The 23,570-nt window shown below is 54.3% G+C and carries 22 protein-coding genes; 11 read left to right on the forward strand and 11 right to left on the reverse strand.

Going from position 1 to position 23,570, the window contains the following annotated elements; all coding sequences use genetic code 11:
• Positions 1-194: 194 nt before the first annotated feature.
• Positions 195-689 (reverse strand): DUF3368 domain-containing protein, encoded by a 495-nt coding sequence (locus H6G62_RS02930; protein ID WP_190492615.1) that lies wholly within the window; start codon positions 687-689, stop codon positions 195-197.
• Positions 682-933 carry a UPF0175 family protein gene (locus tag H6G62_RS02935; protein WP_190492616.1) on the reverse strand — a complete coding sequence of 84 codons (252 nt, stop codon included), beginning with the start codon at positions 931-933 and terminating at the stop codon, positions 682-684. The genes H6G62_RS02930 and H6G62_RS02935 overlap by 8 nt, the downstream gene beginning before the upstream one ends.
• Positions 934-1,352: 419 nt before the next feature.
• Here H6G62_RS02935 and H6G62_RS02940 point away from each other — a divergent pair, with 419 nt between their 5' ends.
• From H6G62_RS02940 to H6G62_RS02950, 3 genes are all read left to right on the forward strand, one after another.
• Positions 1,353-1,967 (forward strand): J domain-containing protein, encoded by a 615-nt coding sequence (locus H6G62_RS02940; RefSeq protein ID WP_199324691.1) that lies wholly within the window; start codon positions 1,353-1,355, stop codon positions 1,965-1,967.
• A 2-nt stretch (positions 1,968-1,969) separates the two neighbouring features.
• Positions 1,970-2,938: a hypothetical protein gene (locus H6G62_RS02945; RefSeq protein WP_190492617.1), complete on the forward strand. Its 969-nt coding sequence runs from the start codon at positions 1,970-1,972 to the stop codon at positions 2,936-2,938.
• 505 nt (positions 2,939-3,443) lie between these two features.
• Complete coding sequence (locus tag H6G62_RS02950) at positions 3,444-4,868, forward strand: 1-acyl-sn-glycerol-3-phosphate acyltransferase (RefSeq protein WP_190492618.1); 1,425 nt, start codon at positions 3,444-3,446, stop codon at positions 4,866-4,868.
• Between the two features lie 52 nt (positions 4,869-4,920).
• Here H6G62_RS02950 and H6G62_RS02955 read toward each other — a convergent pair whose 3' ends face one another.
• Entirely contained in the window at positions 4,921-6,084 is a 1,164-nt protein-coding gene (locus tag H6G62_RS02955) for an LL-diaminopimelate aminotransferase (RefSeq protein ID WP_190492649.1), read from the reverse strand.
• A gap of 215 nt (positions 6,085-6,299) precedes the next feature.
• On the opposite strand from H6G62_RS02955, the gene H6G62_RS02960 reads away from it, so the two are divergent.
• Complete coding sequence (locus H6G62_RS02960) at positions 6,300-7,961, forward strand: GGDEF domain-containing protein (protein ID WP_190492619.1); 1,662 nt, start codon at positions 6,300-6,302, stop codon at positions 7,959-7,961.
• Positions 7,962-8,331: 370 nt separating this feature from the next.
• On the opposite strand, the gene H6G62_RS02965 is transcribed toward H6G62_RS02960, so the two are convergent.
• Together H6G62_RS02965 and H6G62_RS02970 are read right to left on the reverse strand one after the other, a co-directional pair.
• Positions 8,332-9,102: a PspA/IM30 family protein gene (locus H6G62_RS02965; protein ID WP_190492620.1), complete on the reverse strand. Its 771-nt coding sequence runs from the start codon at positions 9,100-9,102 to the stop codon at positions 8,332-8,334.
• Between the two features lie 74 nt (positions 9,103-9,176).
• Positions 9,177-10,433 (reverse strand): hypothetical protein, encoded by a 1,257-nt coding sequence (locus H6G62_RS02970; protein WP_190492621.1) that lies wholly within the window; start codon positions 10,431-10,433, stop codon positions 9,177-9,179.
• A gap of 177 nt (positions 10,434-10,610) precedes the next feature.
• On the opposite strand from H6G62_RS02970, the gene H6G62_RS02975 reads away from it, so the two are divergent.
• The 3 genes from H6G62_RS02975 to H6G62_RS02985 all read left to right on the forward strand — a co-directional run bounded on the left by H6G62_RS02975 (position 10,611) and on the right by H6G62_RS02985 (position 12,240).
• On the forward strand, positions 10,611-10,934 hold the full coding sequence (locus H6G62_RS02975) for a DUF6464 family protein (protein WP_242051796.1): 324 nt from the start codon (positions 10,611-10,613) through the stop codon (positions 10,932-10,934).
• 47 nt (positions 10,935-10,981) lie between these two features.
• Positions 10,982-11,572 (forward strand): hypothetical protein, encoded by a 591-nt coding sequence (locus H6G62_RS02980; protein WP_190492622.1) that lies wholly within the window; start codon positions 10,982-10,984, stop codon positions 11,570-11,572.
• A gap of 110 nt (positions 11,573-11,682) precedes the next feature.
• Positions 11,683-12,240: a pentapeptide repeat-containing protein gene (locus H6G62_RS02985; protein WP_190492623.1), complete on the forward strand. Its 558-nt coding sequence runs from the start codon at positions 11,683-11,685 to the stop codon at positions 12,238-12,240.
• Between the two features lie 144 nt (positions 12,241-12,384).
• Here the strand turns inward: H6G62_RS02985 and H6G62_RS02990 are convergent, their stop codons facing one another.
• On the reverse strand, positions 12,385-13,116 hold the full coding sequence (locus H6G62_RS02990; protein ID WP_190492624.1) for a rhomboid family intramembrane serine protease: 732 nt from the start codon (positions 13,114-13,116) through the stop codon (positions 12,385-12,387).
• A 98-nt stretch (positions 13,117-13,214) separates the two neighbouring features.
• Between H6G62_RS02990 and xseA the strand changes: the two genes are divergently transcribed.
• Positions 13,215-14,474: an exodeoxyribonuclease VII large subunit gene (gene xseA / locus H6G62_RS02995; protein WP_190492625.1), complete on the forward strand. Its 1,260-nt coding sequence runs from the start codon at positions 13,215-13,217 to the stop codon at positions 14,472-14,474.
• A gap of 678 nt (positions 14,475-15,152) precedes the next feature.
• Here the strand turns inward: xseA and H6G62_RS03000 are convergent.
• Positions 15,153-15,788 (reverse strand): DUF3782 domain-containing protein, encoded by a 636-nt coding sequence (locus H6G62_RS03000; protein ID WP_190492626.1) that lies wholly within the window; start codon positions 15,786-15,788, stop codon positions 15,153-15,155.
• 277 nt (positions 15,789-16,065) lie between these two features.
• On the opposite strand from H6G62_RS03000, the gene H6G62_RS03005 reads away from it, so the two are divergent.
• Positions 16,066-16,332 carry a hypothetical protein gene (locus tag H6G62_RS03005; protein WP_190492627.1) on the forward strand — a complete coding sequence of 89 codons (267 nt, stop codon included), beginning with the start codon at positions 16,066-16,068 and terminating at the stop codon, positions 16,330-16,332.
• 121 nt (positions 16,333-16,453) lie between these two features.
• On the opposite strand, the gene H6G62_RS03010 is transcribed toward H6G62_RS03005, so the two are convergent.
• From H6G62_RS03010 to H6G62_RS03025, 4 genes are all read right to left on the reverse strand, one after another.
• Positions 16,454-17,254, reverse strand: coding sequence for a hypothetical protein (locus H6G62_RS03010; protein ID WP_190492628.1), 801 nt, complete (start codon positions 17,252-17,254; stop codon positions 16,454-16,456).
• 140 nt (positions 17,255-17,394) lie between these two features.
• The gene (locus H6G62_RS03015) at positions 17,395-18,750 is read right to left on the reverse strand and encodes a class I SAM-dependent methyltransferase (protein WP_190492629.1); all 1,356 of its coding nucleotides are present in this window, start codon (positions 18,748-18,750) and stop codon (positions 17,395-17,397) included.
• A gap of 535 nt (positions 18,751-19,285) precedes the next feature.
• Positions 19,286-19,867, reverse strand: a complete 582-nt coding sequence (locus H6G62_RS28220) for a type IV pilin-like G/H family protein (protein WP_190492630.1) — start codon at positions 19,865-19,867, stop codon at positions 19,286-19,288.
• Positions 19,868-20,080: 213 nt separating this feature from the next.
• Positions 20,081-20,275, reverse strand: a complete 195-nt coding sequence (locus tag H6G62_RS03025; RefSeq protein ID WP_190492631.1) for a hypothetical protein — start codon at positions 20,273-20,275, stop codon at positions 20,081-20,083.
• Between the two features lie 511 nt (positions 20,276-20,786).
• On the opposite strand from H6G62_RS03025, the gene H6G62_RS03030 reads away from it, so the two are divergent.
• Both H6G62_RS03030 and H6G62_RS03035 read left to right on the forward strand, forming a co-directional pair.
• Complete coding sequence (locus H6G62_RS03030) at positions 20,787-21,110, forward strand: hypothetical protein (RefSeq protein WP_190492632.1); 324 nt, start codon at positions 20,787-20,789, stop codon at positions 21,108-21,110.
• Between the two features lie 30 nt (positions 21,111-21,140).
• Entirely contained in the window at positions 21,141-23,534 is a 2,394-nt protein-coding gene (locus H6G62_RS03035) for a diguanylate cyclase (RefSeq protein WP_190492633.1), read from the forward strand.
• Positions 23,535-23,570 lie beyond the last annotated feature (36 nt).

Here is a 23,570-nt window from a genome sequence, read left to right on the forward strand (position 1 = left end):
TTCATTACGGCAGGGTAGCGACAAACGACTGGGTTTCCGGATCAGACAGAAAGCCTTCGTCTTTGGCGGCTTTGCAGTCTTGGTAAAACAAGAGGTCTTCAATCTCTTGATGCCTGCGGGTGATAAGGGCAGCTAGAAAACTCTGCTGGCTTCGTCGAGTAAAGCCTGGAAGAGGTTGTAGACGTATTGGCGCATCAGTTAACTTCACCTACATCTCGCAGCACAGCCTCAACCAAACTAAAGCGAATATAAATACCGTTGTTCTGCATGGTTTGAATATAGGGCTTTAACGCCAGTATCAAGCCTGCTTTCTTGGCGCGGCGCAAAATACCTAAGGTGCCAATGCGGCGGATAGCTAACCGCTCAGCAACCCGTCGGGCTTGGGCATCGTCTAGTAACACGGTGCTATTGGGGATGGCTTGGGCCAGAGCAATAGCTTCGGCTTCACCCCGATCAACCAAGATCAGCAAGGGTTCTAACATGGCTGGTTCTGGGGCTTGAATTGTTAGCCATGGCACCTGATTCACAGCCTGTGCCCCTGGTAAACCCATTCCTCTAACGGTGACTTCATCCCAAACAGCTGGCGGGGCAAAAACATGCTGAAAGAGCTGAGGCAGTAGGTCAAGTTGCTCGATGATGGCCAGGGCGATGAGGGGGCTGCTGTCGGTAACGATGGCAGTGTTAGTCATCGCGGAGTTCGTCGGCGATTTGGTCGTTGTCTAGGTTAATGACAGGTATTTGCAGCCGCCCTAGTTCGTACATGAACCGGAGTTTGTCCATACCGCAAAAGGTGGCGGCTTTGCCTAGAGAGAGGCGGTGTAGCTCGAAGAGTTTGACGGCGAGCAAAAAAGCTAGCTCAACCTCAAGCGCTTGGGGCGATTTACCTGAGGTGATGAGTAAGTCGTCGGGGTAGGGGATAGAGAGGCTGCGCATGGTGCTATCAGATGCCTTAGACCGGATGGAAAGTGCTGATATCTAATTATCGCTATGATACCGTCGCTGGAACTAGCGCTACCGCCAGGTTGAGCAAATACAAAGCCCTTCAAAGGCTAATGCACCTTCCCCTTTGAAGGGCGCTTCACTCGCCCTAATACGGGCTTGACCTGAAAACGTAGATATCTGGCTGGCCTTCCTGGCATTCTTGCGTCTGGGAACAGCACTTCTATGGCCGTTTTTTAGTTCATGAGAACTACTAAAGCGGGTACTCCATAGAAAATAAATTTTTAGTGTGGGTAGTGATTCTGGGAAAAAAACGGGAACACTCTAGCTAGCAGCGTTAGCCAAGGGCAGTCAGGTGTCCGTGGCGCTAAGGCTGCATCCAGAGAACCATACCGTTACTCTCCGTAAAAATCATGCCCAGCAGATCTAGAAGTACAACCCAGTCAAAATCTAGGACAACCAAGAAGGAAGCTGTACCCATTCAGCTTAATTCCTATGTCAAAGATGAAATTTCACGACTATCAGAGCAACATGGATTAACAAGTCAGTTCCTTGAGGAATTTGCCCTATTCGTTATTGAGAACCACAAGAAAAAAGAACCTAAGCCTGCCAAGATAAAGCCATTGACTTTAGCCCAACTCAAGGATGTAATTTACAAACACTTTCACGTCAAAAGCACCCCTGAGCTTAAAAATTCAGGATCTTTCAAAATGGCTATCGATGGAATGGATAGCCTGAATCTTGCTAAGAAAGAGGGGTGGGAAATTCTCTATCGCAAGTTTATCGGTATTCTTCCAGGAGAAGAAAACCAGCAAGGTTATGGATGCATTAATGGCATCAACATTTTCAACTACTTTAGACCCTGGCAGGTTTTTGGACTAGATCCCAGTGTTGCCACACCGCAAGATATCAAGATCGCCTATCGAGATCTTAGCAAGATTTATCATCCTGACAATTCAGAAACTGGTGATCCAAAAATCTTTGATGCAATCACTATTATGTACAAGAGCATTAGTGCGGAAGCTTAGTCATGACATACAAGAACTCAGGATTCACGATTAAGGAAACAGAGCTTGCAGAAGTTCTAGAAATTAGTCATCAAGAGCTTGATGAAGTCATCAAATTCTTTGATTCTGATCCGAACGATCAATGGGAGCTTAAGGAAAATAATCACTTCATCTTCATTAACAAAAGCATAGGAATTCGCCTTTTCTCTGAACAAGGTGCCTATGCTATTGCCAAATACATGGATGAAAACGCTCAAAAAAGCTTTTGGGACATTATCAAAGAGTTCCTGACCAAACACAAGGAGAAAATTCGTAATGCTTTTATTAGTCGAAAAATTCAAGAGAATTGTAGCTCTCTGACCGTCAGAAATAATCGTCACTTTTTATCCAAAAAAGATATCGTCAATATTCTTTGCACAAGTCCTGCAAGATTCAATAAGGCTTTCGAGGATATCAAAAAAACATCCAATCCTCTGAAAATATATGAGGATTTTGATGATATTGACGGTGTTCGATACTACTCTCTATCAGGATTCTATAAAATCTCGAACCATTTAGGATCAACTTTGACAGTCAAAGATCGGCGAAGCTGGTGCGAGGCCATTGAAATCGTTGGCAAGAAAACATTCAAGCTGATTATTGATAAGCAAACTGCTTTCGAGGAAGAAGTCAAGAGTGCGATGAAAAAAGCAAAATCTAGGGATAAATCTACTTGCCAGATTACTGGGAAAAAGCGTGACAAGTTTAACCAATTAATCAATATCTCCGCTCACCACATTTATTCCAAGGCGCATTATCCTCATGTGGCGACTTGTCTAGATAATTTGATTACGCTCAGTGAGGAAATTCATAATGAATTCCACGCATGGAATGGTGGCTTTCAAAAACCTTGTACTGCTGATGATCTGATTCGTTTTGTTAATGAACTATATCCAGATCGATATGAAGTGATATTGCGCCTAAATGATGCCAAGAAAATTTTAAAGGTGTGAGGCACTGAACAATGCTTCAGATTGTAGGCTGATCGGGTAGCATCCAAGACCACTTCTCGATGTTGGGTTGCGCTTCGTTGAACCCAACCTACAAACTCTAGAGGCTATGGCCCCTCTATCCTAGGCAGATCGAGCACTCAATGTAGAAAGGCCATCTTGTCTATCTGCGGGGCAGGTCAGAGACTTGTTCTCACGGTACAAGGACACAACTTGAGGAGAGAGGGCTGGAAGCCTGTCTTGTAAAGGGTTGGTATGAGGAGAAATAGGGCGGTGAGCTAGAAATTACCACATCCCTACTCTCCTTCCCCATAACTCAGACTAATCGACTTATGCTAAATCCGGCTTATTTACCCACAGTATCAGCGGGCGAGGTCTCCTCGCCCCTACGGTTTGTCCGATTGAAATTTACCCGCCGATGACGGTGAGCTATCTCCAACTAGTCGCCAAGGCGGTATAACATCGGGTATCCGCCCCTCGCCCCCTTGCCTAGAGGTTGAACCCCGCCGTGCAGTTTTTTCAGCAAGCCCAGCCGCCCCTGCGTTTTTTGCCGCCCCAGCCCAGTCGGGCCGTTTTGAGGGCGACCCAATGGCTCACACCCTACTGGCTGCGCTGGCGAGAAAATTTGCAGCGGGTGGAGTCCCGCAACGTCGATCCGCTGGTGTATCTGATGCGGGATTTCCAGGCTCAGAAGCATCGTTTTCTGCTGGCCTTTCGCCATCCCAGCCCCCAAGATGCCTTTTGTATGGCCCATCTGCTGTGGTACGACGTGCCCCGGCGGGCGAAGGAGCTAGGGGTAGCGCTGGATTACCCGGTTCACGCCCATTTTATCTATGACCGAGGCATTCCCCTATGGGCGGGGGATTGGGTGGGCGGGTTCTACTCGCGCCTAGGCGGCACCCCCATTCAGCGAGGCAAGCTGGATCGGCAGGGATTGCGCTCGGCCCGCCACCTGTTTGCCAACGGGGAATGGCCCATGGCGGCGGCTCCAGAGGGCGGCAACAACGGCCACACCGAACTGGTCAGCCCCCTAGAACCAGGCATTGCTCAGATGGGCTTTTGGTGCGTGGAGGATGTGCGGCAGGCCGGACGCTCGGAGCAGGTTTCGCTGCTTCCGGTGGGCATCACCTATCAATACACACCGCCTCCATGGGAACGGTTGGATCAATGGCTCGACCGACTGGAGCAGGAAACGGGGCTGTCGGCAACTCAGGATCAATCTGCCCAGCCAGGGGAAACGGCAGGGGCCGCTCACCTGGGGGCGACGGCCTTGATCGTCACCGATGCCATCATGCAGCGCCGCTACCAACGGTTGCTGGCCCTGGGGGAACACCTGCTAGGGGTAATGGAGGATTACTATCAGCGGGTGTATCGAATGCCTGTGGCCACGCCCCCGGCCCCCTTTGCGGATCGGCTGGAGGTGTTGCGCGATACGGCTTTGCAGGTGGCCGAAACCTACTTTCAACTGCCCCCCCGTGGCAGTATGATCGACCGCTGCCGTCGCATTGAACAGGCGGGCTGGGAGCGCATTTTTCGTCAGGAATTGGGAGACGATCAGCCCCTCTCTGCGGTGGCCCGTGGTTTGGCCGACCGAGAGGCCGAGGAAGCCAGTCTGCGGATGTGGCATATGCGGCTGGTGGAAAACTTTGTGGCCGTCACCGGACAATACGTGCGAGAACGCCCCACCGCCGAACGCTTTGCCGAAACCCTGATGATCGTGCGGGATATTGTGTGGCTGATTAAGGGCGAAAATCCCTTCCCCCGGCCTAAGCTTAGCCCCCAGGTGGCCACCGTCACCGTCGGCGAACCCCTCTCAGTCAGCGACCGCTGGTCGGACTACAAAGCAGGGCGCAAACAGGCCGTCGCCAACCTGACCAGCGATCTACAACTAGCCTTAGAAAGCATGATTCCCCGACCTCATCTCTCGGCATAGCGGGTAGGGGATCTAGAACTGAGCTGGGTGGTAGGCGGTGCCCCTCCTACGGCTAAATCAGGCTCACCATGCGGTCGATGGCCTCGGTTAATACTGCGGGGGGATGTACTAGGGCCATCCGCACATAGCCTTCTCCGGCTTGGCCAAACCCGACTCCGGGGGCTAGGGCTACGCCTGTCGCTTCGACTAGCTTGAGGCAAAAGTCGATGGAACGCTCGGCCCAGGGGTGGGGCAGCTTCAGCCACAGGTACATGGTGGCCTCTGGGGCGGGAACCTCCCAGTCGTGGCGGTGTAGGGCGGCGATGGCGACATCTCGACGCTGGCGGAAGGTGTCGATCATGTGCTGCACGGTGTCTTGGGGGCCGGAAAGGGCGGCGATGGCCCCCCGTTGGATGCCGGGGTATTGGTTAAAGTCTACGTTGGCTTTGATTTGCCGAAGGGCTTGGATTAACTGGGCATTACCAATGGCGTAGCCCAGCCGAAAACCGCCCATGCCGTAGGACTTTGACATGGAGAAAAATTCGATGGAGACAGTTTTGTCTCGGTCGGCCTGGAGGACGGAGACCGCTGGCTTTCCAGTAAAGGTGAGGTCGGCGTAGGGGAAATCGTGGGCGAGGACGATGCGGTGCTGCTGGCAAAAGGCGACGGCCCGCTGCCAAACGTCTAAATCGGCGGTGGCGGTGGTGGGGTTGTGGGGATAGCTGAGTACCATCAGCCGGGATTGAGCGAGGATTTCTGGGGGGATATCCTCAAAGCGGGGCAGAAACTGGTTTTCTTCTCGCAGGGGCATGGGGTAGATGTTGCCGTTTGCGAGGTACACTCCCCCAGCATGGGAGGGATATCCCGGATCCATCAGCAGGGCATAGTCCCCAGGGTTGAGGATGGCGAGGGGCAGGTGGGCGGTGCCTTCCTGGGAACCAATCAGTAGCAGCACCTCGGTTTCGGGATCGACGGGCACCCCAAATTTGGCGGTATACCACTGGGCGACGGCTTCCCGAAAGGCTTGGGTGCCAGAGAAAAGGCAGTAGCCGTGGGTGCTAGTGTCGCTCAGCGCCTCACCGATGGCCTGGGTAATATGGGGAGCGACGGGCAGGTCTGAGGATCCCAGGGAAAGATCAATGATGGTTTGCCCTGCCGCCCTTGCCTTAGCCTTGGCCCGATCCATATCGGCAAACACGTTGGCTTGAAGGGGCTGCATACGCTGAGCCAGGGGCAAGGTGAAATCCACAGTAGTACCGTAACGGATGTGAAGGGGGGTGTCCCTAGCCATCATATAGCAAAGGTTATTCAGATCAGGTTGACCCACTAGGGTCAGAACGGTTCTAGGCTAGGAACAATCAAGCTATATCGTTGCTAGGTTTGTGTTGTCTTGGTCTAGCATGACCTCATCGCTGAGTTCGCCCCTTGCCCCTTGCCGACGCTTTCCCTGTCATGACTAAATCTCATCCTGCGGCCCTTGGGGATGCTTACCCAGCGCTGCGCAACTTCCTAAAGCTGACGGCACTCACCCTAGAGGTACCGCAGGTGGCGCTCACGGTGCAGGTGGGATCTCGGCCCTACAGCACTGGAGCCCTGAGTTATGGCCCCATAACCCAGGTGGTGCTGCGCCAAATGTTGGAACAACCCCTGCCCGCCTTGGCTCCCATTACCGCCGCCCTCTCCCTCGGCACCATCTACCGAGACCGTCCTCTCGGTAGCCCCTCCGGTTCCCAGACAGATCCTCAGACAGCCCTCCAAACTGACCCCCAAACTGACCCCCAAGCCGACCCCCAATCCGACCGTTCCCAGGCGGTCAATTCCCAGGCGGCCCTGGTAGGTCGAATTCACCCCCCCAACACCTCTGTCTACTTCACGCTGTATGTTCCGGGCATGGTGGCGGAATCTCTGGCGGTGGCTCAGGTCAAAACCCTGGCTTATCTCAGTCAGCAGTTGATGCTGTGCCTGCGGACTGCGCCGCTGCCCGCCGCTCTGGTGCCGCCCCCCTTGCCCTCCCAGATTGAGATTCCAGACAAGCCCGTCCTTCCCGAACAGCCCAGCCCAGATTTTTTGTCCCGTGTGGTGTCGATTAACCCACCCCGTCCGGTGAGCGAAAGCCGTTTTACCCCTCGCTTGCCGAGCCTGGTGGCCCTGGTGGCCCAACTTCAAGCTTGTCTCTCCTACGAACACCTCGGTCAACTGCTAGGGGATTACCTACCGCCTTTTTTCCCACACCAAGCGGGGCAGCTTGTGCTTATTTCCGGCACACCCTCCCAGGCGAAGGTGCTGGCCCACTGGGGGCAAGATCCCCACATGAAGGCGATCTTTCAGCAGTGCCCGCTGGTCACGTATCCGGCCCCTTCTCCTCAGTTGGGGATCTGTGCCCGGTGCCACCTCATCTCCACCGATACCCTGGATACCCCGTCCACCCACCTCAACATCACTTGCACCGTCCTGGGGCACTCTAACCAGGCCACCTGTCTGCTCCAGGTGACCCAACTAGAGGGGGGGCCAAGCCCGGTTCAAGCCACGCTGATCCAAAAGCTATCGGAACATATTCTCTACGTTATGCAGCGCCTATTGGTGCTGGAGGACTTACAAACCCAGGCCACCCACGACCCCCTCACCGGACTACTAAACCGCCGCCCCATGGAAGCGGTGTTGCAAAATCTATGCCAAACCACCAACCGCCAACCGTTGGTCAGTCTGATTTTGCTTGATATCGATCACTTCAAAGCCATTAACGATACCTTTGGCCATCTCGTAGGCGATCAGGTGCTCAAGGATCTGAGTATTTTGCTGAGGGGCCATGTTCGATCCCAGGACATTGTGTGTCGCTATGGGGGTGAAGAATTCTGTATGGTGATGTTCGACACCCCCCTAGATGTGGCGATGGTGCGGGCCGAGAAAGTCCGGCGGGCGGTCAAATACCTCACCCTCACCCACAACGACCAACCCATCGAACCCTTGACCGTTTCCCTAGGTGTTTCCTGCTTTCCCCGCCATGGCGAAGATCCAAAGCAACTGCTGGATCGAGCCGATCAAGCCCTGTATTGGGCCAAATCCCATGGCCGCGACCGCACCGCCAATGCCGATGACGTTCCCGATAAAGCCTAGGAATGTCTAGACCCCATCCGTCCTCAAAAACCCGGTGCCCAATCCAGCCAACCGTAGGGGCGAGGTCTCCTCGCCCGCTGATATCAGAGACACATCAGCCGAATGGCGCGGGCGTAGGTAGAACAGGGCAAGGAGACCTTGCCCCTACGGGGAAACCCCTCGGCAAGGGCTACTCAGTACACACAAGGCCTAGCTATAGACCATGCTCTAGAAAGATCCCCCCTGGCCCCCCTTGAAAAGGGGGGAATTGAAATCAAAGTCCCCCTTTTTAAGGGGGATTTAGGGGGATCGCCCAGGATTTTGCAACTAGCGGCAAAATTTGGGTACGTCGTAGCTTGGCCGGGGGGACGGAATGGTGCGGCAACAAGGGTTAGATGTTGTCGATCTGGGCGCGGAGTTCCTCCAGTTCGGCATCCACTACCGCCGTGTCCTGGGGGGTGGTGGTGGTGTTTCCGGCGGGCAGTTGACCTTGATCCACCGTGCCGCCAGAGAGTTGGGCTTTCATGGCGGCGAGTTCTAGATCCACATCGCCCCCGGCTTCGAGGGACATAAACTGGCTTTCCAGGTCAGCCCCGGCCAGTTCTGCCACGGCTTGGGATTTCGCCTCCATTTGCAGGACTTTTTCCTCCATGCGCTCGAAGGCGGCCATGGCGCTGCTGGTATTGAGGCTGCTGGTGGTGCTTTGTAGTTGTTCGGTAGCCTTGGCGGCACTGGCGCGGGCCTTCAGCATGTCCTTCTTGGTCTTGGCCTCGGCCAACTTGCTTTCTAGGCCAATCAGGTTGCGCTTGAGTTGATCCACCGTGGCGCTTTGGGTATCGAGTTGGGCCTTGAGAGCCATGGCGGTTTCTGCCTGGGTCTTTTTGCGTAGCAAGGCTTGGCGGGCCAGTTCTTCATCGCCCTTTTGCAGAGCCAGTTGAGCCCGCTGTTGCCAGGTGTTGGCTTCGTTGCTGGCCTTGGTGTACTGCTGCTCCACGCGCTTTTGGCTGGCAATGGCGGTGGCCACGGCTTGGCGCATTTGTACCAGGTCTTCTGTCATATCAACAATGGCCTGATCGAGGATTTTCTCAGGATCCTCCGCTGCACTAACGGCGGCATTGAGGTTAGAGCGAACCACTCGGCTAACCCGATCAAATAAGCCCATGATGTCTTGCTTCCTTAAACGGTGTATCGCAATATCTTTTCTAGTCTATCGAAAGTAACCTTGATCGACCGGGGTTAAGATTCGTCATACCAGACGGTACGCCAAGCCTGCTCGGCTTCAGCAATGGACATTTCGCGCTGTACTTTTTGATATTGTTTGCCCACCTTGCGCAGGTGTCCTAGGGCGGTGCGCAGTTTGCTTCGGCCCATGGAGGCTTGCACATCGGCAAATTCCACATCGGCTAGGCGCAGGTTAACGGCGGCTAGGTGGGTCATCATGCCTTCCCTAGGGTCGTCATCGTCCTCCTCGCCTTCGTTCTCGTCATCCAAACGATCCCGGTCGTCGTCGTCCTCCTCCAGGGACTCGTCCATGTTGCCCGCCATGGCCACCAGCACACTCAGCACATTGGGCACGGCTCGCCCCCGCATTGGCCCCATCTCGGTTTCCGAGGCCGCATCCAAAACCGCCTCCGGCAGGTTAGGAATTACCTGGGCTTCTTGAAGTCGTTGGTTCACCTGCTTAGAGAGGTGTTGGAGAATATCGCGAATTTGCTGCTCTAGGAAAATATGCTGCTTGGCAAGGCGAGTTGGCGTCATGTCGTCCCCTGTAAACAGCGGAGCCCCAAAGGTTTCCCCCATCTCCTCGGCTAGGGCCGCCATCACCATCGACTTCAGCAGCGACGGTAGCGGTATCTCCTCTGAATCCTCTGCATCTGAATCCTCTGCATCTGAATCCTCTGCATCTGAATCCTCTGCATCTGAATCCTCTGCGTCTGAATCTGCTTTGTCCTGGGCTGCATCCTCCTGACTGTTGGCCTCTGCGGCGTAATCGCTAGGGTGACTCTGCTCAGGGTCGGGGTTATCGGAATCAGGATGTTCGAGATCGGGATTACTAGGGTCGGGATTACTAGGGTCGGGATGATCGAAATCGGGATTATCAACGGCCTTCGCGACCTCTCCTGGCAGAAACCGCAGGGCCAAATCTGGGCCACCGGGCAAACTGGGAAGCTGCGACAGTACACGGGGATCGACGGGGACGGGGGCGTTCGGGACAGACTCTAGAAGCTGCCCCAACTGGGTTTGGGCCGACCGTCCTAGGTGGCGGACATCCCGCTGAAGCTTCTCCCGCTGAGACACGGACAGGGCCAAAAAGCCTTCGGGATACACCTGGGTACAGAGGTGGTAGGTCGCCATCACCACCTGCCGCTGCACCGCTACCCCTAGACTGTCTAGGTAGCCGGAGTATAAACGGCGAAACTCCGCCGCCAGGGTCACCGTCGCCTCCGTGAGACTCTCAATTTCCCTGCGAATGACTTCTACCGGCCTAACCATAGACGCTCTTTCACCTATACAAAGGGATACAAAGGGATCGCTTACAAAGGGATCGCTATTTTGCTTAGAAATTACTTCACATTACAAAACACTAAGGAACGCAACGCAACGTACCAATCTTCTGGCCGAAAAACAAGGATGCCTGCGGGGCAGGGTAGGATAATTCTGCCAATCTGTTTGTCCCTATCTATGCTGATTATCGTCCTCATTTTTGTTGTCGGTCTTGCGCCAGCCTGCATCTCCGCCTATCTCAGCATTCGCGAAGATCGGGCCGAGAAGGATTGCGCCCCCGTTAGCCAGGGGCCATCCCACCGCAGCCTCACCCGTCTGCTAGAGGGGGATGGTGACCTGCACTATGTGGACGGTATGGGCTACATGATTGGCGATATCACCTGCGATCTCAATGCGCGTTCGCCCTACCTCCGTTGCGCCATCAACCCCATGGGGCCTTGCGATGGGTGCAGTGCCTATGCCCCCAAGGTGTTTGACCGTCAAGTTTAATCTAGGTTTAATCATCGTTCATCATCTGCCCGTATTGCGCCATTGCCATGATTGATGCGTCGGAGGCCGCGCACCCGTGGCTGAGTGATCCTGAACCCGATGTTGATCCGGTGGTGCGGGCCAATGAATACCTGCGCTGGGTGCGCCAACAGTCGATACAGGCCGATTGGATTGCCCTCACCAACGCTGAGGATCAGCACTTGGCCACCCTCACGGCCATGGGCACCTCGATTCACCAGCTTAATCAACGGCTCCACCAGATGCTCGATACCTTGCTGATGGGGTTGCGCCCAGAGGAACGTCCCGTGGTGCAGATTGTGGCCGCCCCCATCGCCCTTAAGGTGGGTGTGGATGGGTTTTGTAATCTACAAACCAGCCCTATTACCCTGATTGTCGATCCCAGTCGTATCTTGCCCGCCGATTGGCCCCACTTGGTCGTCCACGAACTGGCCCATGCCGTGGCCCAGGGCGTTGGCCATGGGCCACGGTTTTTCCAATCGCTCTCGGCCCTCTGCATTGCCCAAGATTTGCCCATTCCCCCCAGCGACAGCCTCCAGCGGGGAGTGTTGCCCTACTGGCCCCCCTGTCGCCCTAACCCTGGGGCCGAGCAATTCTGGTTCCTGGGCCAATGGGTCTAGGTTGCTGGCTTGGGTGGAGTCCCTAACCACACCCAGGGGCAAAACCCAGGCGTCCCAGGCTGGTCGTTGGGTGGGACAATAGCCATGACCCTAGAACCTTGATAACGGCTATGAAACGTCTCTTTGCCATCCTTGGATTGGTTGCCATGCTGTGGTGGATGGGGGCCAGTCCCGCCGCCGCCGCCATCCCAGAGGATGTTCAAAAATTGCTAGAAACCAACGAATGTCCCGTCTGTATTTTGAACGAAGCCGACCTGCACGGGGCCGACTTGGCCAATGCCAACCTCAAAATTGCGGTGCTGGTAAAGGCCAACCTGGTTGAGACCGACCTGCACGAGGCCAACCTGATGCTGAGCGACCTCGAATCGGCAAACCTGACCGGGGCCAACCTGGCCAATGCCCGCATGAACGGGGCCAACCTGTTGAGGACGACCCTAGCTGGGGCCGATCTGTCTGGGGCCGAAATGACCCAGGCCAACCTCGAAGATGCCGATCTCTCTGGTGCCAACCTCTCCAATGCGGTGATGCTGAGCGTGACCCTAGGATCCGCCAATATGAAAAACGCCAACCTGACGGGGGCCAACCTGCGCGGCGTTAACCGCAGTATGGTGTTGTTCTGCAACACCACCATGCCCGACGGGGCCATCGAAAATCGGGACTGCAAGTAGTCCCTCCCATCGCCCCGACTCGACGGGTAATCCCCCAGTAGCCAACCCGACCGACCGTAGGGGCGAGGTCTCCTCGCCCGCCATGCCAAGGGCAAAGCTACCGGGGGCAAACCAGCCAGAGATAGGATGAAGCCCCCTTTGGGTTCACCCGTCTTGGTCGGGCAACAGCGCTGTAGGGGCATCGGGCTGGCTAAACAGACCAAAGAGCGGCCCCAGCCCCGCCCCAATGGCAAACCCGCCCGCGTGGGCCCAGTAGGCAATGCCGCCCCCTTCCATGCCGATCATGGTGGGGGTTTCTAGGCTCACCAAGCCGTAGACCGCCTGTTGCAGAAACCAGAGACCCAGGTAAAAAATGGCGGGAATTTTGAGGGGCAGGGGCAGCGGCCCAAAGGGCACCAGGGTAAGAATACGCACCTCTGGGAACCGAAAAATGTAGGCTCCCATTACCCCAGCAATGGCCCCGCTGGCCCCTAGGGAGGGAATCGTGGACTCTAGGCCAAAGCCCCACTGCACCAGATTCGCCAATACTCCACAGGTGAGGTAGAACAGCAGAAACCGCAGTGACCCCATTTGGTCTTCCACGTTGTTGCCGAAGATCCACAGGTAGAGCATGTTGCCCAGCAGGTGCAGCACCCCTCCATGGAGAAACTGGCTGGTAATTAAGGTCATCCATTCGGCGGCGTTGGGCACCGATAGGCCCGTGGTGACGCTCGTGGAAAGCGCCTGGGGAATGACCGCCCAGGTTTGGAAAAAGGCATTGAGGTCAGCGGGGGACAGGCTGAGTTCGTAGAGGAAAATCGACAGATTCAGCACAATCAGCCCGTAGGTGATGTAGGGCGTTCGCTGACCGGGGTTATAGTCTTTTAGGGGAACCACCGCGTTTCTCCTCTGGCTGGGCTATCCTCCCTAGGGTAACCCTATCCATCGCCTCGGTTTGGTTGACCCTGGCCGTTGACCCTGGCTATCTATCGCCCATGACGTTCGTTTCGCCCCCCCAAACCCAAGCCCCGGCCCCCCTCAGTGTGGGCGGATTGGTAGACTACATCAAAGCCCTACTGGAGGAGGATAGCCACCTGCGCCAGGTGTGGGTGGTCGGGGAAGTGTCCAGCGCCAACCACCACAGCAAGGGGCTATTTTTTAACCTGGCGGATTTGGACGGCAAGGCCACCATTAGCTGTGTGGCTTGGCGCAGCCAGTTTGCCAAAATCAGCGCCCTGCCCAAGGTAGGGGAACAGGTGACGGTGCTGGGCACGGTGAAGGTGTATCCCCAACGCAGTAGCTACCAAATCACCGTCTGGCAAGTACTACCCACGGGGGATGGCCTCAAGGCGTTGCGTCTGCGGCAACTCAAGCAGCGCCTAGAATCCGAGGGGTTGTTTGACCTGCAGTATAAACGGCCCCTGCCCACCCTGCCCCACACCATTGCCGTGGTGTCGTCGCCCCAGGCCGCCGCTTGGGGGGATATTCAGCGATCCCTAGCCCATCATCATCCAGGGCTTCACGTCCTCTTTTCCTCCGCCGTGGTGCAGGGAGACAATGCTCCCGATTCCATCGTCGCGGCCCTGGATCGAGTAGCGCGGGATGGGCGGGCGGAGGTGGTGATTTTGGCACGGGGCGGCGGGGCCAGTGAAGATCTAGATTGCTTCGACGATGAACGGGTGGTGCGGGCGGTGGCCGATTGTCCCATCCCGGTGGTGACGGGCATTGGCCACCAGCGGGATGAATCCCTCTCCGATCTTGCCGCTGACCTGTGCGCCCATACCCCCACCGCCGCCGCCCTCGCCGCTGTCCCCGCCCTGGCTGATCTAGAGTCTGCCCATCGCCAGCGGGTCAGCCAGGTGCAGAACCTGGTCATCGAAGCGATCACCGCCGCCCAGGACGACCTTGACACCCTAAGCCAACGCCTGCAACGGCTGCGGCTGGATCAACGGCTGAATCAACAGCAGGAACGGCTGAACCAACTTAAACGTCGCCTCAGCCAAGGGGTGCAGGTGGAACTGCGCCGCGCCACGGAACGCTGCCAAGCCCTCCGCGCCCATCTGATGACCCTCGACCCCGATACCGTGGTTCGCCGAGGCTATGCCCTGGTTAAAGACGATGCCGGACAACTGGTGACCCAGGCCGATACCCTCTACCCTGGCCAATCGCTCCAGATTCAACTGGCCCAGGGCCAAATCACAGTACAGGTGGTCGCCACCCAAGCCGACTTGCACCCCCCTAAGGATTCGCCTTAGATGGCGTTTGAAAAGGGGGAAGGGTGTAGCTGATTACACCAGACGCCGAACCATAATTCGGATCATGGCAATTTTGACCATGGCCTCCTTCGGACGAAATACCACTTCCACAATCCAGCCCAAGGTGTCCATCGTCTATTCACTCAAACTGATCGCGGGTCAAGTTGCTGGTGTAAGCTTTAGTCATGGCTCTCACGAGGCTAAGTGTTTCTACTTCAAGCCTACACCGTGTGAGCTTTTTTACTGGCTACGCCGCTTTTCAAACGCCCTCTTAGATCTATGGTAGCGGAGTCCCCAGATCCCAGGGGTCTGCTATCTGCCTCACGTATCCCAAATTCCCCCCGATAGAACCCTGGGATCTTTTCTCACCGTAAAAGGGTGCCTGGTATTGGGTTCTGCTTCGCTGCACCCAATCTACTTACTAGAATCCAAAATCGATGGATCCTCCTTCAAGCACAGTATTTACTCGACCCCAGCGCCGAAGTCGAAGCAGCCGTAGCGGATTTTGTGCAGTTTTTGCAGGAATATGGCGAACTGTAGGGTGGGCATTGCTCACCCTAATACTAATACCAGGAGTCAATGAGGCGGATTGAGTATAAAACCAGATCCTTCTCCAACCATGACACTGAATCAACTCCAGTGCCCAAGTCGAAGGGGAAAGGCGACCATGGGGCGTATTTACCAAGTTTTCGGTTGAAACGAGTCATCATTTAGGATGACAACGCTATCTCCCGACTGCGCCATGACAAATAACCCCTTGCGGTAGGCATAGCGGGCCACCTCATTGGGGACCACCATACCAGCCACGGCTCCCATGGTCTGTACGTCGGCATAGCGGGGCATCAGGCGCTTAAATTTGCTCAAGCGTTCTAGGTGTTCATCCACGTCGGGTTGGGTCAGTTTACTTTTCACCTCCACCAAAATAGCTTCCGTTGTATCCACAACCAGGAGGTCGATTTCAAGACCTTCATCCCCGCGCTGGACGGCGATTCCGTCATGGAATTCATGGACAGCAATGCCCCGTGCTTGAAACAGACGCACGACCGCAGGGCGCACCTGCCATTCCACAAACTCGCCCAGGCGGTTGCCCAGCTTGCCCAGTTGCTCGTTGAACTGTTGGTTCTGCTGCCGCAATAGCCGCTCAGTTTCCTGAAAGCGTCGCTCGGTTTCCTGAAAGCGTCGTTCAGTCTCCTGAAAGCGTCGTTCGGTTTCCTGGGCTTGTCGCTTGGTTTCCTGGGTTTGTCGTTCGGTTTCTTTTTGGGCTTCGGCGAGTTCGCCCAAAATGCGCCAGACTTCTTCGGAGGTTGTTGCCATTGGCGTTGGCTCTCATTCGGTTTTAGGTCGCTAGGATCTATGGTAGCGGGTGCAGAGAGCGCCCGTATAATGGGGGTATTCGGTGTTTGCCTGCCAGGTATGAACCGCTGGGTTAATTTTCTCTCGCTGCTTCCGGGCACAATCCTAACGATCCTGATTATCAGTGTCGCTTTTTTGAGGGTCTACGATGAAACCGATTTCACCTTCCTCGGATACGTCGCCAACGCCCGAACCTGGACTAACCGAGGTACCGTGGCCGCCCTCGTGGTGGCGCTGGTTGGTTTTTGCGTTGAATGGGACCGTCGAAATCGAGAAGCAGCACGCATTGAGAATGAACGAGCTGAGGAAAGAGCGCGAAGAGAGGAGGAAGCTCGACGAAGAGAGGAGGAAGCTCGACGAAGAGAATCGGCAGACCTACGAGCAGCGGATGAGCGAACTGAGGAAAGCGAACGAGCGGCTAGCCGAGCTCGAATCCAAAATCGATGGATCCTTCTTCAAGCACGGTATTTACTCGACCCCGGTGCCGAAGTCGAAGCAGCCGTAGGGGATTTTGTGCGGTTTTTGCAGGAATATGGCGAACTGTAGCCTAGCTAGGGGGTGCATTGTGGCTAGAGCAGGAGGGTGAGCAACGGGCAAGCAAAATTGAGCAGCGAATATACCCTATGCTAATCTGCGGGAGTAGCCTCATCGTCATCAGTTCGGTAGCGAACGGAAACAGATCCTCGCTCTGCCCAAAGGATTTCTGCGCCTAGGCTTTCTAGGCGTTCAATGGCTAAGTCAAAGGTGATGTCGTCTACGGCGTTAGTGGCTACTTGTATCCAGCCACTAATTTGGGCCTCGCGACTGGAAGGGTTTTGGGCGAGAAACGCTGCCGTTTGGCGAGATAATTGCGCGACGTCGGGGTCATTACTCTGGTCGGCCCAATCTGCGGCTATTTCAAAGGATTGTCTAGCCCCTTCGCTGTCACCTAAAAACAACAGTTGATCAATTGCTTTGTTGCGCCAGACAAAATAGCTATTTTCAGGTATTTGGGGCGTCATGACGGCCAAACCTCGATCCATGATCTCCACCGTGCGTTCTGGCATACCTGAATAGATGGAGATGCTGCTAGACATATAGAGATACGGCATAAAGAAGCGCGGATCTCGATCAACAATAACCTCAAAAAACTCTGGGCTGAGGCGATAGCCCAGTTGACCACGTACCTCCATATTGCCAAAGTATTGCAGGAAATTAAGAAAAGTCCAATTAGCAATCATATTGTCATAGCCAAAAGTTGGCATCCGACGCCGCAGCAATAGCTGAGCTTGATCACGCTGATCTTGAAGCTGCAATATGGGCAAGGGCTGGGCATCAGTGGACTGCATGATTTGTAGCCGCTGCCCTTGCAGCCACACCACCGCCAACAACAAGCCTGCCCCCAGCGACCAGGGCCAAAAACGACGTAGCCAAAGGGATTTAAACATAGCCACCGCCATGATAAACATGACAAACAGCCTCAATAATGTTTTTGAGACAATTGAGGTTCACGGTAGTTTTGATTGTTAGGGCCATAGGGGGCTGGTTGTGAGGTTAGTGCTGCTGTTCGGCTCTCGTCAATATGGATCTAGATTTGTTCAGGGAGGACGTAGAGAAACACCTCTAGTTTACCAAGGGCATCGGCAACCTGCTGAGCAGCGGATTCTGGGGGAGTGGGTTCTAAGGTGATGAGGTTGATGGGATGGATGCGCTGCCAAAAGTTGACTAGGGCAGTGAAGGGTTGGGGGCCATCCCAAAGTTGCAGCAGCAGGGCAGCGACGTCATAGCTAAGGGTGACTGGGCTTAGGGTTGGCAAACTCAAAAAGGTGCTAATCATAAACGGCCCATTTTGCTGAATGGCCTCCAAAGCAGCTTTCTGAAAGGCCTCTGTGCGTAGTTGAGGATGTAAGATAACCTGGGATCTCAGCCAATCCTCTAATGTCCATTCGGCTACAGGTAATAGTTCTGGGCTCTGTCTGGGGTGGGTACACCAGAAGTCTAGCAGCCGATGTACTGGGTGCAGAAGTTCATAGGTAGTTAGCAGGGTTTCCAGCGTACTTTCCGCCAAGCCCATAGCCAGATAGCTCGGCAAATTATCTGGTTCTTGGAACAGATCCTCCACATTCCAATGTCGCCAGTTGACCATGCTGATAAATTCTAGACCTGCTCGCTGGATGCCATCGAACATATCACTAATGCGGTAGCCTTTATCTCCCTTTAGCAGATGATTAGCTAACAGAAGCTCTTTATTAGCTTCCTCCTCAAGATCTTCCCACTTAGGGTTCCAACCAGTGCCTTGTTTAAGAAATACCTCCGGTCTCAGGCTTTTCATAATTTCAGTAAAGATGGGGATGGCCATATCTGTTGCATCCTCTTCCATTAGCCCAATAAAGTTAAGGAATTCTTGCACTTGAAAGAAAAGACGGCGCTGAAGGGCACTATGCAAGTTAGCACGAATGATTCCTTCCGGCTTGAGAACAGACTTGAATGCTGATAGACCTTGGGCAATATCATCAAAAAAGTAGAGGGTCTCATCACAGTTAATATAGTCAAATTGGATGCCAAGTTGCGTGACCTCTTCAATGGAAAGAACGTGAAACTCGGCGAGATCTTGATAACCGTGATAAGCGAACCGCTGCTGGGCTAGTTCAATAGATTTGGGCGAGAGATCAATCCCGACAATTTTAGCAGCAGGGTTTGCCTTAGCAAGGGCGAGAGCTTTATAGCCAGTGCCACAGCCCGCATCTAAAATTACCTTGCCAGCGGTTTCTGCAACACGGCGATTTCGCAGATAGTAGGGGGTGACTAAATTGAATATAAATAAATCATTGCTCGCTTCCCTAGGATCAGCATCGATGGGAATGCGGGGATAGGGACCAAAGTCGAACTGTCGCCGCATTTTCTCCAGGGAATCGGCTTGGTTTTCAGATGGAGGAGTGGTCATTGTTCAGATAATATGCAACGCTGTCCTAATTATATTCTGAGGTTGAGATAAGGCAACACTGAAGATGCCGACTTCATCCCCAGATTGATAAGCTTGGGCAAAGGCAAATAGATAGCGCCTAGAGTTTAGTGTGATCATGATAGAATCGTCAGGCACTTGCCTTCTTCCGACGATCTGCTGGATCAATGTTTTAGCGTTTATCCTGGACACGATACTGCCCTTATGAGTGCAGCGTCGTATTTTTGAGAGCTATGAGAAACCGCCTGTATTCCCATCAAAATGCCTCGCCAACGCTACTCGGCCAACAATCGCCTCACCGTGGCCGTTGTTTAGGTGGCATCAGTGAGATGTGGGAGTGTTCAGGAAGTGGCTCTTTCTAGTGGCATCACCCGATCTCAGGTTAGGCTGCTGGAAAGCTTGTGCGTTGGGACTAAAAAGAAAGACACTCGACTTTAAGAATCGAGTGTCTTTCTTTTTAGTTGACAGAGATAAACTAATGCCACCAGAATGATGACACCATCACCTGGTATTGCCGTTAGTTGATAGCTTCACAGTTCTGAGCAGCAGCGCCTGCAGTCAGTGCCCCGGTAACATTGGGCGTAGGCGCTGCGCCAAGACTACCTTTACAAATTACTGCAGTGGTTGTTGCGCTGCCTCCAACATCTTTCAGCAGATAGGTTAGCCCCCCATAGCCAAGCAGAGCTGTATCATTAGGAACGGCGCGGATCAAGGCAACCAGAGGAATATGAGTCGCTACTGCGGTAGGGGCCGTGCCAGTGGGTGCAGTTTCAGCAGACTCGAACCATCCGTCGCCCCCTGCTCCATAGGTATAAAACTTGGTCGTGGTTTGAATGCCTAGGCCAAGTTGCGCAATTTTGGGGGCAAAGGCGGGGTTCTCTAGGCGGTAGGCTTGTTGGCCACGGTTGAGGGAGCCGACGTAGGTGGTGGCTTCGGATTGGCGGGCGCGGTTGGCTTGGTTGAGGAAGGCGGGCAGGGCGATGGCAGACAGGATGCCGATGATGATGATCACCACCAGCAGTTCAATCAGGGTGAAGCCTTCGTCTTCTTTCTTGTTGTTCAAGAATTGAAGCAGTTTGTAGTTCCAGGTGGATTTCATAATGGGGTGTCTCCTTAGAGAAGCCGTAGAGTTTGTTCGCTTCTTGAACTAACTTACCCACGGGCGGCGGGTTTCATATCATCCCCGGCCAAAAAATTTTCTGAGGAGTGGGTGGGGAGTGCCCTAGGGGCTCAAAAGCCTGTGAAATCAAGCCTCTAGGAATTTATGTGATTTTGTAACGTTTCCTAGAGGGACGGATGAGGTGCTCGATTTTCATCGCCGTGCCAACCGCGACTTCAGAATTGCCGCTAGGGCTTCGGCTTCGGCGAGGGCATCGCAGGCACCCTGCACCACCTCGGCGGGGGCTTTATCCACAAAACCAGAATTGCTGAGGCGACCAGAGAGGGACTTGATTTCGGCTTCCACCTTGCCCAGGTCTTTTTCACCCTTGGCGCACAGGATATCCACAACCCATCGGTTTGCGCGGTGCGGTGAGGGGAGTTCTTCAACCGAAGGGCATGACGCCCTGGATCAATCGGCTACCGGGGTGGAGGGCTTGATACGCCCACAAGTAACCCCGTACTCATTGTACAGGCGTCTTAAATGTCTTAAAAGACAGGTCATCCAGGATATCGGGTTATTTATACTTAAGGGCACCTCGAAAAAACCAGATTTCCCTAGGAGTGACAACGTGATTCCAAGGTTTCCAGCTTCTCGAAAGCTGCCAAATGGTAATTAATCGAGGTGCCCTTAAACTGTTGACCTAAGATTCCAGATTCAGCATCTAGGCTGAAATGTTGCGGATTATCCGGGGTTGAGGGTGATATGTCAAGCTAATATTTAGGCGCAACAAGGCTTCCAGCGAATGAACGACGATTTAGTGATTGAGCGCATCGCGGTGGCACCAGACTGTTCATGGTGATCTCAACAGCAGGAGATGCCGAAGAGATCTGGGACGCACACCTATGAACCTACCGAAATGCCACCGCCTTTCTCGCTGATCTGGAGTAGGAAAAAACACCACAGCTATCTCACGGCCCTGGGGGTGGTGATGTTTGCGGTGCTCCTGACCCTGTTCGGGTGGATTGGTGCCGAGCTAATTCGTTTTGAGTCTGAACGGCACCAACAGCGCCAGATAGAGCAGGTAAAACAGGATCTCGATGGGTTGGCAACGACTCTCAAGAGTCGGATCTACGCGAATATCTTCTCTGTCTCAGGGGTGAAATCCTTGGTGGCGATGAATCCAGAGTTGACCCAGGAGGATTTTAGCCGCGCCATGGCGGTGCAGTTCAAGGAGCAATAGGATCTGCGTAACATCGGTCTGGCCCGCGACATGGTGCTTCGCCTGGTATACCCTATCGAAGGCAACGAAGCGGCCATTGGCCTCGATTACCGCACCGTCCCGGATCAGTATGATGCCGTCAACTTGGCGTTGGAGTTGAATCAGATCGTTCTTGCGGGGCCAGTGGCCCTGGTGCAGGGGGGGGAGGGGTTGATTGCCCGCATACCGATTTATATCCCCGATGCGGCCTCCGGTCAGGAGCAGTTTTGGGGCTTCGCCTCGGTGGTCATGAACGCGGACGACGTTTTTGCGGGCGCAGGTCTCACAGAACAGCAAACCCTGCGCCTCGCCATCCGAGGACGGGATGGCAGCGGGGCGCAGGGAGAGGTCTTTTTTGGGGATCCAGAGGTCTTTGAAAATCAGCCGATCACCCAGTTGGTTGAACTTACCTATGGGAACTGGCAGATGGGGGCCTTGCCTGTGGAGGGCTGGACGCAGTATCAGGCGCTGTCCGACCCGCTATTCTGGGTGTATCTCCTGGTGGCCGCCGCCATTCTGGCCTTTTCCGCCGCCATTGTGTTTCTGTTGGCCGCGAATCGAACCGCCGTGGATGCCCTGCAAACGGAGCGCGATCTGTTTGCCGAAGGCCCAGTATTTACCATCGAATGGGCCGCAGAGCATCAAGGTCACTGGCCGATCAAAACGGTCTCCTCGAATGTCGATCAGATTCTAGGATATTGTCCGGCAGAGATGCTACAACCCAAGTTTTCCTATATTGATCTGATTCATCCCGACGATGTGGATCCTGTGGTCGGTCGGCTCAAACACAACATTGCCCAGAACCTTGATCGCTACGAAGATTCCTATCGATTAAAAACCCAATCTGGTCAGTACCTCTGGGTGTATGACTTTACGATTGTGCTGCGCGACGATGCGGGTCACCTAAGCGGTATTCGCAGCTATATGTATGATCAGACCGTGCAAAAGCAGACGGAAGAGGCCCTACGCATTGCCGAAAAACGGCTGGAAAAAACCGCCTATGAACTGACAGAAAATATTCCTGTCGGTACCTATACCATCGTGGAAGCCGCCGATGGCAGCACGGCAAACTTTGCCTTTACGAGTAGTCGTTTTCTGGAACTGATGGGGGTGACCCGTGAAGAGGTCGATGCCGACCCAAATAGCCCCTTCAAGCTTATTCATCCCGATGACACCGATGCCGTCATGGCCCTCAGTGTCCAGGCTTTTCAGGGGAAAAACCCTTTTTTTGCCGAATTCAGAATGCGCTCAGCCAATGATGAGGTCAGATGGATGACCGCCGAATCTAACCCGCGTACTTTGCCCGATGGAACAACCGTCTGGGAAGGGGTGGTGACCGACATTTCCGACCGCAAGCAGGCCGAGGAAGCCTTGAGTGAAAGCCTGCGTCGCTTTAATGATTTGGTGGCCTACGTCTCGGTGGGGGTTTATGTGTTTTGGCTTCGGGCCAATGGCACGATGGAATTTGAGTATGTCAGCGATGGTTGGTGTGAAATGAATCACATCCGCCGAGAAGATGTACTGAACAATCCGATGCTGGCCTGGGATGTTATTCATCCAGACGATTTTGAGGATTTCAAACAATTAAACCAACAAGTCATGCTTGAACGGCGACCATTTGTGTGGGAAGGGCGAATTCTTATCGATGGCAAAGTTCGTTTTGTGCTGATTGAATCCAGTCCAATGTTTTTTGAGAATGGCGATAGTCGCTGGTTTGGCTTCGAGCAAGACATTACCGAACGAAAACAAGCGGAAGCCACCTTACATGCCACCAACCTCGCCCTCGAACAGGAGATCACCGAACGCAGATTGGTCGAACAGGAACTCAAGATCAAGACGGAGATGCTGGAAAGGCTGTCGATGCAGGATGGCCTGACGGGCATTTCCAATCGGCGCTATTTCGACCAATGTGCAGAGTTAGAGTGGCAGCGATCCCGACGCAACGGTCTACCCCTGTCGCTACTGCTGATCGATGTGGATCATTTCAAACAATACAACGACTATTACGGGCACGGGGCGGGCGACGACTGCCTCAAACAGGTGGCCTTGGTGCTGTCAGGCTGCTGCGACCGACCGTTTGATCTGGTAGCGCGTTACGGCGGCGAAGAATTTGTCGTCCTGCTCCCTGAAACGGATATGGATGGCGCACTCCGCCTTGCCGAGAAGATGCGGGCCACGGTGGAAGCGCTTTCCATCCCCCATGCCTACTCTAGCGCTGGTGCGGTGGTGACGGTAAGTGTCGGAGCGGCCACCCACGGAGCAGACCGAGCCAAGAACGATCTACGCCACTTGCAAGATTCCGCTGACCAGGCCCTCTACCGCGCCAAACACCAAGGACGCAATCGGGTTCAGGAAGAAGTCATTGGCGAAGCACCTTTGAACCCCCCAGAAGTCAGTCAAAAATAGGGCTAGAAGAAGTACACAACGATAATTTTTTTGATG

This window comes from Phormidium sp. FACHB-1136, from assembly GCF_014697375.1.
GTDB lineage: Bacteria > Cyanobacteriota > Cyanobacteriia > Phormidesmidales > Phormidesmidaceae > Nodosilinea.

Bases quoted from the DNA above. Each gene is read 5' to 3' on its own strand.
- H6G62_RS03000 (WP_190492626.1), bottom strand. From the start codon at position 15,788: ATGGCAACAACCTCCGAAGAAGTCTGGCGCATTTTGGGCGAACTCGCC.
- xseA (WP_190492625.1), top strand. From the start codon at position 13,215: ATGACGTTCGTTTCGCCCCCCCAAACCCAAGCCCCGGCCCCCCTCAGT.
- H6G62_RS03010 (WP_190492628.1), bottom strand. From the start codon at position 17,254: ATGTTTAAATCCCTTTGGCTACGTCGTTTTTGGCCCTGGTCGCTGGGG.
- H6G62_RS02930 (WP_190492615.1), bottom strand. From the start codon at position 689: ATGACTAACACTGCCATCGTTACCGACAGCAGCCCCCTCATCGCCCTG.
- H6G62_RS02985 (WP_190492623.1), top strand. From the start codon at position 11,683: ATGAAACGTCTCTTTGCCATCCTTGGATTGGTTGCCATGCTGTGGTGG.
- H6G62_RS02965 (WP_190492620.1), bottom strand. From the start codon at position 9,102: ATGGGCTTATTTGATCGGGTTAGCCGAGTGGTTCGCTCTAACCTCAAT.
- H6G62_RS02960 (WP_190492619.1), top strand. From the start codon at position 6,300: ATGACTAAATCTCATCCTGCGGCCCTTGGGGATGCTTACCCAGCGCTG.
- H6G62_RS03035 (WP_190492633.1), top strand. From the start codon at position 21,141: ATGGTGCTTCGCCTGGTATACCCTATCGAAGGCAACGAAGCGGCCATT.
- H6G62_RS03015 (WP_190492629.1), bottom strand. From the start codon at position 18,750: ATGACCACTCCTCCATCTGAAAACCAAGCCGATTCCCTGGAGAAAATG.
- H6G62_RS02980 (WP_190492622.1), top strand. From the start codon at position 10,982: ATGATTGATGCGTCGGAGGCCGCGCACCCGTGGCTGAGTGATCCTGAA.
- H6G62_RS03030 (WP_190492632.1), top strand. From the start codon at position 20,787: ATGCCACCGCCTTTCTCGCTGATCTGGAGTAGGAAAAAACACCACAGC.
- H6G62_RS02945 (WP_190492617.1), top strand. From the start codon at position 1,970: ATGACATACAAGAACTCAGGATTCACGATTAAGGAAACAGAGCTTGCA.
- H6G62_RS02935 (WP_190492616.1), bottom strand. From the start codon at position 933: ATGCGCAGCCTCTCTATCCCCTACCCCGACGACTTACTCATCACCTCA.
- H6G62_RS02970 (WP_190492621.1), bottom strand. From the start codon at position 10,433: ATGGTTAGGCCGGTAGAAGTCATTCGCAGGGAAATTGAGAGTCTCACG.
- H6G62_RS02940 (WP_199324691.1), top strand. From the start codon at position 1,353: ATGCCCAGCAGATCTAGAAGTACAACCCAGTCAAAATCTAGGACAACC.
- H6G62_RS28220 (WP_190492630.1), bottom strand. From the start codon at position 19,867: ATGAAATCCACCTGGAACTACAAACTGCTTCAATTCTTGAACAACAAG.